Annotated in this window: 26 protein-coding genes; 3 read left to right on the top strand and 23 right to left on the bottom strand. The window is 69.1% G+C overall.

Features of this window, described 5'->3' with window-relative positions; all coding sequences use genetic code 11:
- The first annotated feature begins 82 nt into the window (after positions 1-82).
- From DDE18_RS03460 to DDE18_RS03450, 3 genes are all read left to right on the top strand, one after another.
- On the top strand, positions 83-1,444 hold the full coding sequence (locus DDE18_RS03460; protein ID WP_133241138.1) for an FHA domain-containing protein: 1,362 nt from the start codon (positions 83-85) through the stop codon (positions 1,442-1,444).
- Positions 1,441-2,844 carry a serine/threonine-protein kinase gene (locus DDE18_RS03455; protein WP_165821002.1) on the top strand — a complete coding sequence of 468 codons (1,404 nt, stop codon included), beginning with the start codon at positions 1,441-1,443 and terminating at the stop codon, positions 2,842-2,844. The genes DDE18_RS03460 and DDE18_RS03455 overlap by 4 nt, the downstream gene beginning before the upstream one ends.
- A 92-nt stretch (positions 2,845-2,936) precedes the next feature.
- Positions 2,937-3,527, top strand: coding sequence for an HNH endonuclease family protein (locus tag DDE18_RS03450; RefSeq protein WP_211754375.1), 591 nt, complete (start codon positions 2,937-2,939; stop codon positions 3,525-3,527).
- 6 nt (positions 3,528-3,533) lie between these two features.
- Here DDE18_RS03450 and DDE18_RS03445 read toward each other — a convergent pair whose 3' ends face one another.
- From DDE18_RS03445 to rplD, 23 genes are all read right to left on the bottom strand, one after another.
- On the bottom strand, positions 3,534-4,592 hold the full coding sequence (locus DDE18_RS03445) for a TerC family protein (RefSeq protein ID WP_170313256.1): 1,059 nt from the start codon (positions 4,590-4,592) through the stop codon (positions 3,534-3,536).
- Between the two features lie 210 nt (positions 4,593-4,802).
- The gene (gene map, locus DDE18_RS03440; protein ID WP_116570795.1) at positions 4,803-5,627 is read right to left on the bottom strand and encodes a type I methionyl aminopeptidase; all 825 of its coding nucleotides are present in this window, start codon (positions 5,625-5,627) and stop codon (positions 4,803-4,805) included.
- A 17-nt stretch (positions 5,628-5,644) separates the two neighbouring features.
- Entirely contained in the window at positions 5,645-6,220 is a 576-nt protein-coding gene (locus tag DDE18_RS03435; protein ID WP_116570794.1) for an adenylate kinase, read from the bottom strand.
- Positions 6,221-7,516, bottom strand: a complete 1,296-nt coding sequence (gene secY, locus DDE18_RS03430) for a preprotein translocase subunit SecY (protein ID WP_116570793.1) — start codon at positions 7,514-7,516, stop codon at positions 6,221-6,223.
- Between the two features lie 189 nt (positions 7,517-7,705).
- Positions 7,706-8,146 (bottom strand): 50S ribosomal protein L15, encoded by a 441-nt coding sequence (gene rplO / locus DDE18_RS03425; RefSeq protein ID WP_116570792.1) that lies wholly within the window; start codon positions 8,144-8,146, stop codon positions 7,706-7,708.
- Position 8,147: 1 nt separating this feature from the next.
- The gene (rpmD, locus tag DDE18_RS03420; protein ID WP_116570791.1) at positions 8,148-8,330 is read right to left on the bottom strand and encodes a 50S ribosomal protein L30; all 183 of its coding nucleotides are present in this window, start codon (positions 8,328-8,330) and stop codon (positions 8,148-8,150) included.
- Positions 8,330-8,935: a 30S ribosomal protein S5 gene (gene rpsE, locus DDE18_RS03415; RefSeq protein ID WP_116570790.1), complete on the bottom strand. Its 606-nt coding sequence runs from the start codon at positions 8,933-8,935 to the stop codon at positions 8,330-8,332. The genes rpmD and rpsE overlap by 1 nt, the downstream gene beginning before the upstream one ends.
- A 33-nt stretch (positions 8,936-8,968) precedes the next feature.
- Positions 8,969-9,352, bottom strand: coding sequence for a 50S ribosomal protein L18 (rplR, locus tag DDE18_RS03410; RefSeq protein WP_116570789.1), 384 nt, complete (start codon positions 9,350-9,352; stop codon positions 8,969-8,971).
- A 2-nt stretch (positions 9,353-9,354) separates the two neighbouring features.
- Entirely contained in the window at positions 9,355-9,897 is a 543-nt protein-coding gene (gene rplF / locus DDE18_RS03405; RefSeq protein WP_116570788.1) for a 50S ribosomal protein L6, read from the bottom strand.
- Positions 9,898-9,933: 36 nt separating this feature from the next.
- The gene (gene rpsH / locus DDE18_RS03400; protein ID WP_116570787.1) at positions 9,934-10,341 is read right to left on the bottom strand and encodes a 30S ribosomal protein S8; all 408 of its coding nucleotides are present in this window, start codon (positions 10,339-10,341) and stop codon (positions 9,934-9,936) included.
- A gap of 103 nt (positions 10,342-10,444) precedes the next feature.
- The gene (locus tag DDE18_RS03395) at positions 10,445-10,630 is read right to left on the bottom strand and encodes a type Z 30S ribosomal protein S14 (RefSeq protein ID WP_011757321.1); all 186 of its coding nucleotides are present in this window, start codon (positions 10,628-10,630) and stop codon (positions 10,445-10,447) included.
- A 1-nt stretch (position 10,631) separates the two neighbouring features.
- On the bottom strand, positions 10,632-11,189 hold the full coding sequence (gene rplE, locus DDE18_RS03390; protein ID WP_116570786.1) for a 50S ribosomal protein L5: 558 nt from the start codon (positions 11,187-11,189) through the stop codon (positions 10,632-10,634).
- Between the two features lies 1 nt (position 11,190).
- Positions 11,191-11,544, bottom strand: a complete 354-nt coding sequence (gene rplX / locus DDE18_RS03385) for a 50S ribosomal protein L24 (RefSeq protein WP_116570785.1) — start codon at positions 11,542-11,544, stop codon at positions 11,191-11,193.
- Between the two features lie 3 nt (positions 11,545-11,547).
- On the bottom strand, positions 11,548-11,916 hold the full coding sequence (gene rplN / locus DDE18_RS03380; RefSeq protein WP_116570784.1) for a 50S ribosomal protein L14: 369 nt from the start codon (positions 11,914-11,916) through the stop codon (positions 11,548-11,550).
- A 108-nt stretch (positions 11,917-12,024) separates the two neighbouring features.
- Positions 12,025-12,297, bottom strand: a complete 273-nt coding sequence (gene rpsQ, locus DDE18_RS03375; protein WP_116570783.1) for a 30S ribosomal protein S17 — start codon at positions 12,295-12,297, stop codon at positions 12,025-12,027.
- On the bottom strand, positions 12,294-12,548 hold the full coding sequence (gene rpmC / locus DDE18_RS03370) for a 50S ribosomal protein L29 (RefSeq protein WP_116570782.1): 255 nt from the start codon (positions 12,546-12,548) through the stop codon (positions 12,294-12,296). Before rpmC ends, rpsQ begins: the two co-directional genes overlap by 4 nt.
- Positions 12,548-12,967 carry a 50S ribosomal protein L16 gene (rplP, locus tag DDE18_RS03365; protein WP_116570781.1) on the bottom strand — a complete coding sequence of 140 codons (420 nt, stop codon included), beginning with the start codon at positions 12,965-12,967 and terminating at the stop codon, positions 12,548-12,550. The genes rpmC and rplP overlap by 1 nt, the downstream gene beginning before the upstream one ends.
- A gap of 5 nt (positions 12,968-12,972) precedes the next feature.
- Positions 12,973-13,815 carry a 30S ribosomal protein S3 gene (gene rpsC, locus DDE18_RS03360; RefSeq protein WP_116570780.1) on the bottom strand — a complete coding sequence of 281 codons (843 nt, stop codon included), beginning with the start codon at positions 13,813-13,815 and terminating at the stop codon, positions 12,973-12,975.
- Positions 13,815-14,255, bottom strand: coding sequence for a 50S ribosomal protein L22 (rplV, locus tag DDE18_RS03355; protein WP_116570779.1), 441 nt, complete (start codon positions 14,253-14,255; stop codon positions 13,815-13,817). The genes rpsC and rplV overlap by 1 nt, the downstream gene beginning before the upstream one ends.
- Before the next feature lie 37 nt (positions 14,256-14,292).
- Entirely contained in the window at positions 14,293-14,574 is a 282-nt protein-coding gene (gene rpsS / locus DDE18_RS03350) for a 30S ribosomal protein S19 (protein ID WP_116570778.1), read from the bottom strand.
- Between the two features lie 5 nt (positions 14,575-14,579).
- Positions 14,580-15,416 (bottom strand): 50S ribosomal protein L2, encoded by an 837-nt coding sequence (gene rplB / locus DDE18_RS03345; protein WP_116570777.1) that lies wholly within the window; start codon positions 15,414-15,416, stop codon positions 14,580-14,582.
- 27 nt (positions 15,417-15,443) lie between these two features.
- Positions 15,444-15,746, bottom strand: a complete 303-nt coding sequence (gene rplW, locus DDE18_RS03340; protein WP_116570776.1) for a 50S ribosomal protein L23 — start codon at positions 15,744-15,746, stop codon at positions 15,444-15,446.
- On the bottom strand, positions 15,743-16,447 hold the full coding sequence (gene rplD, locus DDE18_RS03335; RefSeq protein ID WP_116570775.1) for a 50S ribosomal protein L4, sunset domain variant: 705 nt from the start codon (positions 16,445-16,447) through the stop codon (positions 15,743-15,745). Before rplD ends, rplW begins: the two co-directional genes overlap by 4 nt.
- Positions 16,448-16,449 lie beyond the last annotated feature (2 nt).

Below are 16,449 nucleotides of genomic sequence, written 5' to 3'. Positions count from 1 at the left end.
GCGCACGACGGAGCGTAAGTAGCCGCGCCCGCAATGGACAAGTCGGGCCACCCCCGGACGGTTATCGGCGAAGATGGGGACAATGTCGGTTCGGGCCGCCGGTGACGGGGTAGGAAGGCCTGCGCACGGGGTCGGTCTGCAGGTGTGGACGGGTGAGCACGAGGAGGCAGCGGTGGTCGTGGAGACGACGTACGTCCCGGGTCACGACCTGCTCCTCGGCACGGGTGACCACTGGATCCTGATGACCGACCCGGGCGACGAGGACGTCGTCTCGGCGCTCTGGGAGACCCTCACCACCGCGCCGGCAAGCGCGAGCGTGGTGGAGCAGGTGCTCGCGCTGCTGGAGAAGGCCTTCGACGGCGACCCTCCGGGCCTCGCCCTCGTCGACATGTCCGGCGGCTCCTCGACCGCCGTCTCCCGCGGCCGCGGGCACGTCCGCGTCGTCGGCCCCAGCCGCATCCTGTCCCTCGACGGCGGGGCGGACGCCGCCGAGCTCGCTCCGGTGCGCCGGCTCGTCGGCGGCGTCGTCGCGGCCTCCCGCGCCGAGGTGCGCCCGGTGACCTCCCGGGTGGCGCCCCCACCCGCAAGCATCAGCACCGCCCTGCCACCCCCGGCGGAGGGTCTCATCGACGGCATCCCCGACGAGATCCTCGCCGCCAAGGGGCCCGAGGGCCCTCCCCCGCCACGCCCACGCCGGGTGCGGGCGACACCTGCAGCAGAGCAGCCAGCGGCGCCGTACGCCGCGTCGCCGGCGGCCGTGCCGGGCCACGACACGGACCCACGCCAGGACACCGGGCCGCTGCTCGACACCACCGACCCCGGGCAGCACCTGCCGCGCATCGAGGAGGGCGGCCACACCACGATCCGTCCGTCCGCCCCGGCGCCCCACGCAGCCGGGGACGTCGACGACCACGACGGGTCGACCGTCAACCGGCCCGCCCAGCCGGGCGTCCCGCCCCCCCAGGGCGGCCCGGTCACGGTGCTGGCCGTCCACTGCCCCCAGGGTCACCCCACCACCCCGGCCCGGCCGGCCTGCCGCGTGTGCCACCAGCCCGTCGCTCCCCAGGAGCCCCGGTGGATCCCGCGTCCCATGCTGGGCGGCCTGCGGCTCCCCACGGGCGAGGTCGTCCCCCTGGACCGGGGCGTGGTGCTGGGACGCAAGCCGGCTCCCGTCGACGGCAGCCACGACTGGCCACACCTCGTGCATCTCCCCCGCGACCACACGTTCGTCTCCCGGATGCACCTGCAGATCGAGCTGGCGGGATGGGACGTGCTGGCCCGCGACCTGGGATCGCGCGGCGGCACCATGCTCACCCCACCCGGCAGGCCTCCCCAGCGGTTGGCTGCCGGTGAGGCCTACGTGCTGGAGCCCGGATCGACCCTCGACCTCGCGGACGTCTACGAGGTGCGGTTCGAGGTCGGCCCCGCGGTGGTGGGCCGGTGACCGCACCGACCATCCCAGGGTTCACCTTCGTCGAGCACCTGGGCACCGGCGGCTTCGCCGACGTGTTCCTCTACGAGCAGCAGTGGCCGCGCCAGCGGGTCGCCGTCAAGGTCGTGCGCCCCGACGTACCCCTGACGGACAGGGAGAAGCAGCTCTTCACGGCCGAGGCCAACGCGATGGCCCGCCTGGCGGACCATCCGTTCATCGTCTCGGTGATCACGGCCGGCATGACCCTCGACGGCGGCCGCCCCTACCTCGTCATGCGCTACTGCCCGCCCCCCGACCTGGGCGTCCGCGTGCGCACCAGCCCCCTGGCGGTCGTCGACGCCGTCAGCACCGGCATCAAGCTGGCCAGCGCCATCGAGACGGCCCACAGGTCCGGGATCCTCCACCGCGACATCAAGCCGAGCAACGTGCTCATCACGACCTACCACGAGCCGGCGCTCACCGACTTCGGCATCGCCGGCCAGATGGCCGACGTCGAGGGCGACCACGACGTCCGGATCTCCTACCCCTGGTCGTCTCCCGAGATGCTCGACGGCCGCTCCAACGGCAGCGTCGCGTCCGACGTCTACTCCCTCGGCGCCACCATCTGGCACCTCCTGGTCGGCCGGTCGCCCTTCTCGATCCCCGGCGGCGACAACTCCACGCGCGCCCTCAGCGCCCGCATCCTGCACGCTCCCCCACCCGCCACCCAGCGCCAGGACGTGCCACCGGCGCTCGACCGGCTGCTCCAGCAGTGCATGGCCAAGGTGCCCGCCCACCGGCCGCAGAGTGCCCTCGAGCTGGCGCGTGCGCTGCAGCGCATCGAGGCCGCCGCGGGCTGGCCGCGCACGACCGTCGCGGTGGAGGGAGACCGACCCGACACCTCGGTGAAGCGGCCGGAGGCCCAGGTCGCGGACGAGGGCCGCACGGTGATGCGGTCGGTCACCGTCATCTCGGCGTCGGGCCCGCGTCCCTCGACGGTGCCGACCGCCGCGTCCGAGGCCGAGCCGGACCGCGGCCGGGTGTCGTCCGCGGTGTGGGCCGCGCTGGGCGTGATCGTGGCCGCTGCCCTAGTGGCCGGCCTGATGCTGCGCGATGGCGATCCCCAGGACGATCCGGGGGCCGACGACCCCACGGCGCCGGCGACGACGCCCTCCGACCTCATCCCGGACGTGCTCACCGAGGCGCCCAGCCTCACCGGTGTACGCACCCCGCAGGGAGTCGTCTTCTCCTGGGAGTACAGCGAGCCGCTCCAGCCGGGCGACACCTGGGTGTGGCAGACCTCCGACTCCCCCGCTCCGGAGCGCACCAAGAGGAAGCGCGTCGTGGTGAGGTCGCCGGGCCAGGTGTGCCTGGAGGTCCGGCTGCTGCGCGGCGGCGACGACTCCCCCGCGGGCCAGGAGTGCGTGCCCTGAGCCGGGGAAGCTTCGCGGCCTGCCTGCTCGTGGCCCTGGCGGGGTGCGCAGTGGTCTCCCCGACGACTCCCCCGGGCCCCGGGGCCTCCTCAGTGACGCCTCGGCCCGCGATGCCGGTCCTCGAGCGCCTGCTGCGCGAAGTCGAGGTCGTCGACGAGATCGACTGGCAGCCGGGCTACGACCGCGCCTGCGACCCCGGGGCCTGCGTCTTCGGCCCCGCCTGGACGGACGACCACGACGGCGTGGGCGGCCACAACGGGTGCGACACGCGCCAGGACGTGCTGCTGCGGCAGATGCGCGACATCGAGCTGCGCTGGGGGTCGGAGTGCCGCATCTACGAGGCTCGGCTCACCGACCCCTACACCGGCGAGGAGCTCACCTGGCGCGACGACGGCTACTGGATCGCCGTCGACCACGTCTACCCGCTGGCGCGCGCCTGGCACGGCGGCGCCTGGGCCTGGAGCCAGCGGCGCCGCGTCGCCTTCGCCAACGACGTACGCCGTGAGCTCCTGGCGGTGTCGGCCGCCGTCAACGACGCCAAGGGAGCCGCAGGCCCGGCGGAGTGGCTGCCACCCCGCCGGGCCTCACGGTGCGCCTACGGGCGCCGTTACGTCGCCGTCGCGGCCCAGTGGGACCTGCCGCTCACCGACGAGGACGTCGCGGCGGTCCGACGGGCGTGCTGACGACGGTCAGTCGTTGTCCCAGTCGCGCCGCGGCCCGGTGACGGCGTCCTGCTCGGCGGCCGCCATCCTGCTGGACGCCCACAGCGAGGCGACCGCGGTGATGGCGAGGGTGCCGACGATGACCGACAGCGACAGCCAGATCGGGATCTCCGGCGCCCACTCGATGTGGTGGCCGCCGTTGATGAACGACAGCTCGTTCACGTGCATCGCGTGGAGCATCAGCTTGACGCCGATGAAGCCGAGCAGGAACGCCAGGCCGTAGGAGAGGTAGATCAGGCGCTGCAGCAGCCCGCCGATGAGGAAGTAGAGCTGGCGCAGGCCCATCAGGGCGAAGATGTTGGCGGTGAACACGAGGTAGGGGTCCTGCGTCAGGCCGTAGATCGCCGGGATGGAGTCGAGCGCGAAGAGCAGGTCGGTCGTGCCGAGCGTGAGGATCACGAAGAACATCGGGGTCACCAGCCGCTTGCCCTCGACCCTGGCCCAGATCCTGGTGCCGTGCCACTGGCTGGTCGCCGGCAGGTGCGTCTCGGCGTACTTGACCAGCTTGTTCTCCTCGTACTCGTCCTCGTCCTCGCCGCCCTCCTTGGCGAGCTTGACCGCCGTGTAGATGAGGAAGAGGCCGAAGAGGTAGAAGACCCAGCTGAAGTTCTCGATCGCCGCGGCGCCGACCACGATGAAGATCGCGCGCATGATGAGGGCCAGCACGATGCCGATCATCAGGGCCGTCTGCTGGTAGGCGCGTGGCACGCCGAACTTGGCCATGATGATGATGAAGATGAACAGGTTGTCGACAGACAGCGAGTATTCGGTCAGCCAGCCGGCGAAGAACTCGGGCCCGGGGGCCGGGGACAGCTCGTGCGGCTCGGCGAAGACCCACAGGCCGATGCCGAAGAGCACGGCGAGGCCGACGTAGAACGCCAGGTGGGTGCTGACCTCCCGCATCGACGGCTCGTGCGACTTGCGGCCGATCACGAGCAGGTCGACCAGCAGGACGGTCAGGGTCACGGCGACCGTGATGGCCCAGACCGCGGGCGAGGCGACGGAGTCACCGATCAACGAATTCACAGCGGGGTTCTCCTCCGGAGTGGACGGGTGTCCGGGCGCGGGCGCGCGCGGATGCGTGCTCCGGAGGTCTCTTCCGCCCGCGCGCGCGGACCGGTGGCACCGGGCAGGGCCTGAAGCCCCGCCGTACTGACGACACCACCACGGGGGAATACTCCCCTCCTGGTGCCCCGATCATCCCACGACGGGCAGGCCGGGGGGAAACCGGCGTGCTCAGCGACCACCGTATGGGACGCCGAGCTCGGCGAGCCTGGCCGCGCCGCCGTCCACGGCGGTGAGCACCCAGGCGCCCTGCGGCGTGAGCGTGAACGTGTGCTCGAAGTGGGCGGCGTAGGAGCCGTCGACGGTGGCGACGGTCCACTCGTCCTCGAGCACGTCGGTGTGCTTGCTGCCGAGGGTCACCATCGGCTCCACGGCCAGGGCCAGGCCCTCGACGAGCGTCGGCCCCTTGCCGCGCTTGCCGTAGTTGGGGACGTTGGGCGGCATGTGCATCTCGGTGCCGATCCCGTGGCCGGTGTAGTCCTCGAGGATGCCGTAGGCACCCTGCGAGCGGACGTAGCGCTCGATGGCGTGGCCGATGTCGCTCACCCGGCCGCCCAGGTGCGCCGCGGCCATGCCGCGCCACAGGGCCTCCTCGGTCACCCGCATCAGCTCGAGGACCTCGGGCTTCACCTCGCCCACCGCCACGGTGATCGCGGCGTCGCCGTGCCAGCCGTCGACGATCGCCCCGCAGTCGATCGAGACCACGTCGCCGTCCTCGAGCACGCGGTCGCCCGGGATGCCGTGCACGACCTCGTCGTTGACCGAGGCGCAGATGGTCGCCGGGAACGGCGGCACCCCATAGCCCTTGAACGACGGGATGCCGCCGTGGTCGCGGATGTTGCTCTCGGCCAAGCGGTCGAGGTCACCCGTCGTCATGCCGGGCTCGACCGCCTGCCGGAGCAGGTCGAGCGTCTCGCCGACCAGCAGGCCGGCGACCCGCATCTGGTCGATCTGCCCCGGGGTCTTGATCTCCAGGCCACGCTCACGGCTGAACACGACTCAGGCCTGCTCGCTCAGCTCTGCGGGACGACGTCGAGCGCCGCGAAGCAGCGCTCGGTCACGTCGTCGACCTCGCCCATGCCGTCGACCTCGATGAGCAGGCCCCGGTCGCGGTAGATCTCGATGAGCGGCTTGGTCTCCTCGAGGTAGAGCTCCTGACGACGGCGGATGACCTCCTCCGTGTCATCCGCGCGGCCCTCGATCTCCGCGCGCGCCAGCAGGCGCTGCACGATCTCGTCCCGGTCGACGGTCAGGGCCAGCACGGCATCGAGCTTGTGGCCGGTGTCCGCGATCATGTCGTCGAGCTCCTCGACCTGGGCGAGGGTCCGCGGGTAGCCGTCCAGGAGGAAGCCGGGGTCCGCGTCGGGCTCGGCGATGCGGTTGCGCACCATCTCGTTGGTGATCTGGTCGGGGACGTACTCCCCCGCGTCCATGAAGCGCTTGGCCTCGACGCCCAGCGGTGTCCCCTGCGAGACGTTGGCCCGGAAGATGTCGCCGGTCGAGATGGCGGGGATGCCGAAGTGCTCAGCGATGAACTTGGCCTGCGTGCCCTTGCCGGCACCGGGCGGCCCCATGATGATGAGTCTCATTTAGCGGAGGAACCCTTCGTAGTTGCGCTGCTGGAGCTGGCTCTCGATCTGCTTCACCGTGTCGAGTGCGACGCCCACCATGATCAGGATCGAGGTGCCGCCGAAGGGGAAGTTCTGGTTGGCGTTGATCAGCGCGAAGGCGATCAGGGGGACCAGGGAGATCAGGCCGAGGTAGAGAGCTCCAGGGAACGTGATGCGGGACAGGACGTAGGACAGGTAGTCCTCGGTCGGCTTGCCCGCCCGGATCCCGGGGATGAAGCCGCCGTACTTCTTCATGTTGTCCGCGACCTCCGTGGGGTTGAAGGTGATCGAGACGTAGAAGTACGTGAAGAAGATGATCAGGGCGAAGTAGATCGCCATGTAGAGGGGGTGGTCTCCGCCGACGAGGTAGTCGTTGATGAAGCGGATCACCGGGGAGGTGCTCGCCTGGTTGAACTGCACCGCCATCGCAGGCAGGTAGAGCAGCGACGAGGCGAAGATGACCGGGATGATGCCGGCCTGGTTGACCTTGAGCGGGATGTATGTCGAGGAGCCGCCGAACATCTTGCGGCCCACCATCCGCCGGGCGTACTGCACAGGGATCCGGCGCTGCGCCTGCTCGATGAAGATGACGCCCGCCACGAGGACGAGGCCGATCACCATCACGATGCCGAAGATCCACCAGCCCTGCGACTGCTGCACCGCCCACAGGGAGCCCGGGAAGGTGGCGACCACCTGGCAGAAGATCAGGATCGACATGCCGTTGCCGATGCCGCGGTCGGTGATGAGCTCGCCGAGCCACATGATCACAGCGGTGCCGGCGGTCATGGTGATGACCATGACCAGGAAGGTCGAGGTGGTGTCGCTGTGCAGCAGGTCGAGCGTGCAGCCCTGGAGCAGGTTGCCGGACCGGGCGAGCGCGACGATGCCGGTGGCCTGCAGGACCGCCAGGCCCAGGGTGAGGTAGCGCGTGTACTGGGTGATCTTGGACTGCCCCGCCTGGCCCTCCTTCTTCAGCGCCTCGAGCCGTGGGATGACCACGACGAGCAGCTGCAGGATGATGCTGGCGGTGATGTAGGGCATGATCCCCAACGCGAAGATCGTCAGCTGGAGCAGCGCGCCGCCCGAGAAGAGGTTGATCAGGCTGTAGAGGCCGGAGTTCTCGATGTCGGCGATGCACGACTGCACGTTCGCCACGTGGACGCCCGGGGTGGGGACCTGGGAGCCCAGCCGGAAGATGGTGACGATCAACAGGACGAACAGCAGCTTGCGCCGCAGGTCCGGCGTGCGGAAAGCGTTGGCGAACGCGCCTAGCACTGCATCCTCTTCTCTGGGGGTGTGCCGGACCGAGCGGCCCGGACACGGCGTACGACGCCCCCGCAGCCAGCTGCGAGGGACCGGTGCAGCCTAACAGTCACCCGTCAGGCCCCTACCTTTAGGAACGGGAAGGCCCGGTCGGACAGTTCCCACTGTTCGACCGGGCCCACGCCTGGCTCGGTGGCGGCCTCAGGCGACGGTGACGGTGCCGCCGGCAGCCTCGATCTTCTCCTTGGCGGAGCCGGAGAAGGCGTCGGCGGTCACCTGGACAGCGACGCTGATGTCGCCGGCGCCCAGGACCTTGACCGGCTGGCCCTTGCGGACCGCGCCCTTGGCGACCAGGTCCTCGACCGTGACCGCGCCGCCCTCGGGGAAGAGCTCGCCCAGGCGGTCGAGGTTGACGACCTGGAACTCGACCTTGAACGGGTTCTTGAAGCCCTTGAGCTTCGGGAGCCGCATGTGGATCGGCATCTGGCCACCCTCGAAGGCGGCCGGGACCTGGTAGCGGGCCTTGGTTCCCTTGGTACCGCGGCCGGCCGTCTTGCCCTTCGAGCCCTCACCACGACCCACACGGGTCTTCGCGGTCTTGGCGCCGGGGGCGGGACGCAGGTGGTGCAGCTTGAGCGTCATGTCAGTCGACCTCCTCGACCGTCACCAGGTGACGGACGGTGTGGACCATGCCGCGGATCTCCGGGCGGTCCTCCTTGACGACCACGTCACCGATGCGCTTGAGGCCGAGCGAGCGCAGGGTCTCGCGCTGGTTGGCCTTCACGCCGATCGTGGACTTCTTCTGCTGGACCTTGAGCTGTGCCATCAGCCGGCCACCTCCGCGCGGGCCCTGAGCAGCGCGGCCGGGGTGACGTCCTCGACGGACATCCCACGACGCGCGGCCACGGCCTCGGGCTCCTCCAGCATCTTCAGCGCCTCGACGGTGGCGTGGACGATGTTGATCTGGTTGGACGAACCGAGCGACTTGCTCAGCACGTCGTGGATGCCGGCGCACTCCAGGACGGCACGCACCGGGCCACCGGCGATCACACCGGTACCGGGGGCAGCGGGGCGCAGCAGGACGACGCCCGCGGCCTTCTCGCCCTGGACCGGGTGCGGGATGGTGCCCTGGATGCGGGGGACCTTGAAGAAGTGCTTCTTGGCCTCCTCGACACCCTTGGCGATCGCCGCGGGAACTTCCTTCGCCTTGCCGTAGCCGACGCCGACCAGACCCTCACCGTCACCGACGATCACGAGGGCGGTGAAGCTGAAACGACGACCACCCTTCACGACCTTGGCGACACGGTTGATCGCAACGACGCGCTCGATGTAGGCGGTCTTGTCCGCGCCGGCGTTGCGGCGGTCGTCGCGTCCGCGACGATCCCCGCCCTGGCGCTCGCCACCGCGCTGTCCGCGCTGGGCTCCGCTCATGAGACTTACTCCTCTATAGAAATTCTGATGCGATCAGAAGGACAGGCCGCCCTCACGGGCAGCATCAGCAAGGGCCGCGATGCGGCCGTGGTACTTGTTGCCGGCGCGGTCGAAGACGACGCCGTCGATGCCAGCGGCCTTGGCGCGCTCGGCGACGAGCTCACCGACCTTCTTGGCCTTGGCGGTCTTGTCGCCCTCGGTCGCGCGGACGTCGGCCTCCATGGTGGAGGCGTAGGCCAGCGTCTTGCCCTGCAGGTCGTCCACGACCTGCACGGTGATGTGCTTCGAGGACCGGGTGACGACCAGGCGCGGACGCTCCGCCGTGCCCGAGATGCGCTTGCGGCCACGGACCTGACGGCGCAGGCGCGAGCGGACGCGGGCAGCGGTGTGCTTGTTGTTGGACAGCGAGATCGCCATGGTCACTTACCAGCCTTTCCGACCTTGCGGCGGATCTGCTCGCCGGCGTAACGCACGCCCTTGCCCTTGTAGGGCTCGGGCTTGCGCAGCTTGCGGATGTTGGCCGCAACCTCTCCGACGAGCTGCTTGTCGATGCCGACGACACCGAGCTTGGTCGGGCCCTCGGTGGTGAACGTGATGCCCTCGGGGGCGTCGAAGATGATCGGGTGCGAGTAGCCGAGCTGGAACTCCAGCTGCGTGGGGCCCTTGGGCAGCACGCGGTAGCCCACCCCCACGATCTCGAGCTTCTTCTCGTAGCCCTCGGTCACACCGACCACCATGTTGTTGATCAGGGTGCGGGTCAGGCCGTGCAGCGAGCGGCTGTTGCGCTCGTCGTCGGGCCGCTTGACCTCGATGATGCCGTCCTCGCCCTTCTCGACGATGATCGGGCTCGCCACGGTGTGGCTCAGGGTGCCCTTGGGGCCCTTCACCGTCACCAGCGAGTCCTCGATCGCGACGTCGACGCCGGACGGGACCGCGATGGGGAGCTTGCCAATGCGCGACATGCTTCTCTTCTCCTTCTTGGTCTCAGTAGTCCGGGGTCACCAGACGTAGGCGAGGACTTCGCCGCCCACGCCCTTCTGGTTGGCCTGGCGGTCGGTGAGCAGTCCCTGGCTCGTCGAGATGATCGCGACGCCGAGGCCGCCGAGCACCTTGGGCAGGCCCGTGTGCTTGGCGTAGACCCGCAGGCCGGGCTTGCTGATGCGGCGGACGCCGGCGATGGAGCGCTCGCGGTTGCGGCCGTACTTGAGGGTGATCACGAGGGTCTTGCCGACCTCGCCCTCGGCCGGCTCCTTCACCTCGTACGAGGTGATGTAGCCCTCCTGCTGGAGGATCTCCGCGAGGCCGGCCTTCATCTTGCTGTAAGGCATCGACACCGCGTCGTGGTACGCCTGGTTGGCGTTGCGCAGACGCGTGAGCATGTCTGCGATCGGGTCAGTCATCGTCATGGCCGTGAGGCCCTTTCTCCACCGTGGTTTCGCACCTGCATCTCAGGTGCGACCTGCAGCGATCGTTGTGGGAACGAGTTGGTGTGGGGTGATCCCGGTCGGGTCACCAGGAGGATTTGGTCACGCCGGGCAGCTCGCCGCGGTGCGCCATCTCCCGGAGGCAGATCCGGCACAGGCCGAACTTGCGGTAGACGGCCTTGGGACGGCCGCAGCGCTGGCAGCGGGTGTAGCCGCGGACCGCGAACTTGGGCTTGCGGGCGGCCTTGACCTTCAGAGCAGTCTTCGCCATGTCAGTTCTCCTTGAACGGGAAGCCGAGCTGCTTGAGCAGGGCGCGACCCTCGTCGTCGTTGGTGGCGGTGGTGACGACCGTGATGTCCATGCCGCGCGAGCGGTCGATCCGGTCCTGGTCGATCTCGTGGAACATCACCTGCTCCGTGAGGCCGAACGTGTAGTTGCCGCGACCGTCGAACTGCTTCGGCGAGAGGCCGCGGAAGTCACGGATGCGGGGCAGCGCCAGGCTGAGCAGCCGGTCGAGGAACTCCCACATGCGGTCGCCACGCAGGGTGACGTGGGCACCGATCGGCATGCCCTCGCGCAGCTTGAACTGCGCGATGGACTTGCGGGCCTTGGTGACCGACGGCTTCTGGCCGGTGATCGCGGTGAGGTCCTTGATGGCGCCCTCGATCAGCTTGGAGTCGCGGGCAGCCTCGCCGACGCCCATGTTGACCACGATCTTGGTCAGGCCGGGGACCTGCATGATGTTCTTGATGTCGAACTCGGACTGCAGCGCGGGGACGATCTCCTCGCGGTAGCGGGCCTTGAGACGAGGAATCTGGGTCTCCGTCATCTCAGATCTCCTTCCCGGTCTTGCGCGAGATGCGCACCGAGCGCTCCGCGGAGTACGTCGAGCCGTCGGGCCGACGCTTCGTGACCTCGTCACGGCGGAAACCGATGCGCGTGACGCCGTCACCCTCGACCAGCATCACGTTGGACACGTGGATGGGGGCCTCGGCGGTGATGATGCCGCCGGTGCCGCCGCCCTGGACGGGCTTGGTGTGCTTCTTGATGCGGTTGACACCCTCGACGATGACGCGCTCCTCCTCACGGAGGACCGAGATCACCTTGCCCTCGGCGCCCTTGTCCTTGCCGGCGATCACCTTGACGGTGTCGCCCTTCTTGATGTTCATGCTCTTCCTACCCATGACTCACAGCACCTCCGGCGCGAGCGAGATGATCTTCATGAACTTCTTCTCGCGCAGCTCGCGGCCGACGGGGCCGAAGATGCGGGTGCCTCGCGGCTCGCCGTCGTTCTTGAGGATCACGGCGGCGTTCTCGTCGAAGCGGATGTAGGAACCGTCGGCGCGGCGACGCTCCTTGACGGTGCGCACGACCACGGCCTTGACGACGTCACCCTTCTTGACGTTGCCACCGGGGATCGCGTCCTTGACGGTGGCGACGATGACGTCACCGATGCCGGCGTAGCGACGCCCAGAGCCACCGAGCACCCGGATGCAGAGGATCTCCTTCGCACCGGTGTTGTCGGCGACCTTGAGTCGCGACTCCTGCTGGATCATTGATTTCTCCTGGTTGTCGAGCTGGTTCTCTCAGGTCCCGCGGACCTGGAGCCTGGCCGAACTGATGTGTTGACTGACGCGCCTGCTACGGCGATGCCAGTGAGGGGGTCACTTGGCCTTTTCGACGACCTGCACGAGGCGCCAGCGCTTCGTGGCGGACAGCGGACGGGTCTCCATGATCAGGACCCGGTCGCCGATGCCGCACTCGTTCTGCTCGTCGTGGGCCTTGAGGCGCGAGGTCTTGCGCATGACCTTGCCGTAGAGGGCGTGCTTCACGCGGTCCTCGACGGCGACGACGATCGTCTTGTCCATCTTGTCGCTCACGACAAGGCCCTCACGGACCTTGCGCGCGTTGCGGTCGACGGTCTCGTTCTCGCTCATGCGGTTGCCTCTTCAGTCTTCGTGTTGCTCGCGCCCGGGGCGGTGCGGATGCCGAGCTCGCGCTCGCGCACCACGGTGTAGATCCGGGCGATGTCCTTCTTGACCGTGCGGAGCCGGCCGTGGCTCTCCAGCTGGCCCGTGGCCGCCTGGAAGCGCAGGTTGAACAGCTCCTCCTTGGCCTCGCGCAGCTTGGCCTCGAGGTCCGCAGCGTTCATGGAGTCGAGTTCGTGGGCACTCAGCTTGTCGGCCATCAGAACTCACCAGCCTCTCGGGAGATGAAGCGGCACTTCATGGGCAGCTTGTGCATCGCACGACGCATCGCCTCGCGGGCGACGTCCTCGGAGACACCGGAGAGCTCGAACATGACGCGGCCGGGCTTGACGTTGGCGACCCACCACTCGGGCGAGCCCTTACCGGAACCCATGCGGGTCTCGGCGGGCTTCTTGGTCAGCGGGCGGTCGGGGTAGATGTTGATCCACACCTTGCCGCCACGCTTGATGTGACGGGTCATGGCGATACGGGCCGACTCGATCTGGCGGTTGGTCACGTAGTGACCCTCGATCGCCTGGATGCCGAAGTCGCCGAACGCGAGCGTGGTGCCACCCTTGGCCGCACCGCTCCGCTTGGGGTGGTGCTGCTTGCGGTGCTTGACACGACGGGGCATCAGCATGGTGGTCAGCCCTCCTGTCCGGTGGTAGCAGTCGCGGCCTCACCGGTGGGAGCAGCAGCCTCGGCCGGGGCAGAGGTCGCGCCGTCGGTGCGGTCGCTACGGGTCGGACGGTCGCCACGCGAGCCACGGCTCGGGCGGTCACCGCCACGCGAGGGACGGCCGGCGCCACCGCGGCCCGGCGCACCGGCGCGGGCAGCAGCCTGCGCCTGGCGCTCGGCACGGGTGCCGGCGACCTCGCCCTTGTAGATCCAGACCTTGACGCCGATGCGGCCGAAGGTCGTGCGGGCCTCGTAGAAGCCGTAGTCGATGTCCGCGCGCAGGGTGTGCAGCGGCACGCGACCCTCGCGGTAGAACTCGGTGCGCGACATCTCGGCGCCGTTGAGGCGGCCCGAGCACTGGATGCGGATGCCCTTGGCGCCGGAGCGCATGGAGGTCTGCATCGCCTTGCGCATGGCGCGACGGAACTGCACACGGCCGGACAGCTGCTCGGCGACGCCCTGGGCGACCAGCTGCGCGTCGATCTCGGGGTTCTTCACCTCGAGGATGTTCAGCTGCACCTGCTTGCCCGTGAGCTTCTCCAGCTCGCCACGGATGCGGTCGGCCTCGGCGCCACGGCGACCGATGACGATGCCCGGGCGGGCCGTGTGGATGTCCACGCGGACGCGGTCACGGGTGCGCTCGATCTCGACCTTGGAGATGCCGGCGCGCTCCATGCCCTTGGACAGCAGCTTGCGGATCGCGACGTCTTCACCGACGTAGGACTTGTAGAGCTTGTCGGCGTACCAACGGCTCTTGTGGTCGGTCGAGATGCCGAGGCGGAAGCCGTTCGGGTTGATCTTCTGGCCCATCAGGCACCTTCCTTCTTCGCCGTCTTGGTGGCCTTCGCAGCGACTGCGGAGGCCGGCTGCACGGCGAGGGTGATGTGGCTCGTGCGCTTGTTGATCCGGGTGGCCCGGCCCTGCGCACGAGGGCGCCAGCGCTTCATCGTCGGACCCTCGTCGACCATGGCGACCGAGACGACGAGGTCGTCGGTGGCCAGGCCCTCGGTGGTCGCGGCGTTCGCGACGGCGCTCTCCAGCACCTTGTAGACCGTCTCCGACGCGGCCTGCGGCGCGAACTGCAGCGCTGCCAGGGCGTCGTTGACAGGAAGGCCGCGCACCATGTCGACGACACGGCGAGCCTTCATGGGGGAAATCCGTACGTAGCGTGCGCTCGCGAAGGCACCCGGCTGGTCGCCGAGCAGCGACTCGCGGCGGGCGCTCGTGCGCCTGCGCTCAGTAACGCTCATGTGCTCGTTCTCTCCAGTTCCTCGAATCGACGCCGCCTCAGCGACGACGACCCTTCCGGTCTTCCTTCACGTGACCCTTGTACGTACGGGTCGGGGCGAACTCACCGAGCTTGTGGCCGACCATCGCGTCGGTCACGAACACGGGGACGTGCTTGCGCCCGTCGTGCACGGCGATCGTGTGGCCGATCATGGCCGGCACGATCATCGAGCGGCGGGACCACGTCTTGATGACGTTGTGGCTGCCCTTGTCGTTCTCCGCGTCCACCTTCTTCATCAGGTGGTCGTCGACGAAGGGGCCCTTCTTCAGGCTGCGAGGCATGTCAGTTACTTCCTACCCTTGCCGGTCTTGCGGCGACGGATGATCTGCGAGTCAGAGGCCTTGCGCTTGCGCGTGCGGCCCTCGGGCTTGCCCCAGGGGGAGACCGGGTGGCGGCCACCCGAGGTCTTGCCCTCACCACCGCCGTGCGGGTGGTCGACCGGGTTCATGACGACACCGCGGACGGTCGGGCGCTTGCCCTTCCAGCGCATGCGGCCGGCCTTGCCCCAGTTGATGTTGGACTGCTCGGCGTTGCCGACCTCGCCCACCGTCGCGCGGCAGCGCACGTCGACGAAGCGCATCTCGCCCGAGGGCATGCGCAGCGTGGCGCGGCTGCCCTCGCGGGCGACGAGCTGGGCGGAGTTGCCCGCCGAGCGGGCGATCTTGGCGCCGCCGCCCGGACGCAGCTCCACGCAGTGGATCGTGGTGCCGACCGGGATGTTGCGCAGCGGGAGGTTGTTGCCCGGCTTGATGTCGGCGTTGGGGCCCGACTCCACCACCGTGCCCTGGACCAGGTCCTTGGGCGCGACGATGTAGCGCTTCTCGCCGTCCGCGAAGTGCAGCAGCGCGATGCGGGCGGTGCGGTTGGGGTCGTACTCGATGTGAGCGACCTTGGCCGGCACGCCGTCCTTGTCGTAGCGGCGGAAGTCGATGATGCGGTAGGCCCGCTTGTGGCCACCACCCTGGTGACGGGTGGTGATGCGGCCCTGGTTGTTGCGACCGCCCTTCTTGGGCAGCGGGCGCGTCAGCGACTTCTCCGGCGTGGTCCGGGTGATCTCGACGAAGTCGGCCACCGACGAGCCACGACGGCCCGGGGTAGTCGGCTTGTACTTGCGGATAGCCATGTTCAATCAGTCCTAATCAGTCGCCGGTCAGCCGACCTGGCCGAAGATGTCGATGCGGTGGCCCTCGGCGAGCGAGACGATGGCGCGCTTGGTGTTGGCACGCTTGCCGATCCCGTAGCGGGTGCGACGCGTCTTGCCCTGGCGGTTGATCGTGTTGACCGAGGTGACCTTGACGTTGAACACCTTCTCGACCGCGATCTTGATCTCGGTCTTGTTGGCGTCCGGACGGACGATGAAGGTGTACTTGTTCGCGTCGAGCAGCGAGTAGCTCTTCTCCGACACGACCGGCGCGATCAGGATGTCGCGGGGGTCCTTGTGCAGGGTGCTCACTTGTCGTCCTCCTCATCGGCCTTGGCCTTCTTGCCAGCGGCGGGAGCCGCCACCTCGCCGGCCGGGGCGGCAGCCTTGCGGCTCGAGACCGCGGCAGCGGCGCCGGTCACGAACGCTTCGTACGCGCCCTTGGTGAAGACCACGTCGTCCGAGGCCAGCACGTCGTAGGTGTTGAGCTGGTCGACCGCGACGATGTGCACCTGCTGCGCGTTGCGCAGCGAGAGCCAGGTCACGGCGTCGGAACGTTCGAGCACCACGAGGTAGCGGGCGCGGTCGGTCAGCGACCCCAGCGCGGCGAGCGCGGCCTTGGTGGAAGGCGTCTCGCCCGACACCAGGCCGTCGACCACGTGGACACGACCGTTGCGGGCCCGGTCGGAGAGGGCACCGCGCAGGGCGGCGGCCTTCATCTTCTTGGGGGTGCGCTGGTCGTAGCTGCGCGGCTGCGGGCCGTGGACGACGCCACCGCCGGCGAACTGCGGAGCGCGGGTCGAGCCCTGGCGGGCGCGGCCGGTGCCCTTCTGCTTGTAGGGCTTCTTGCCACCGCCGCGGACCTCGCCGCGGGTCTTGGTGGCGTGCGTGCCCTGGCGCGCAGCGGCCTGCTGGGCCACGACCACCTGGTGGATCAGGGGGACGTTGACCTCGGCGTCGAAGATCTCGGCCGGCAGGTCGACGGAGACGACCTTGACGTTCTTGCTAGCCATGC

Source organism: Nocardioides gansuensis (assembly GCF_003076135.1).
Taxonomy (GTDB): domain Bacteria; phylum Actinomycetota; class Actinomycetes; order Propionibacteriales; family Nocardioidaceae; genus Nocardioides; species Nocardioides gansuensis.
Note: the sequence above shows the minus strand (reverse complement) of the source record. Positions and strands in the feature narration are given on the sequence as shown.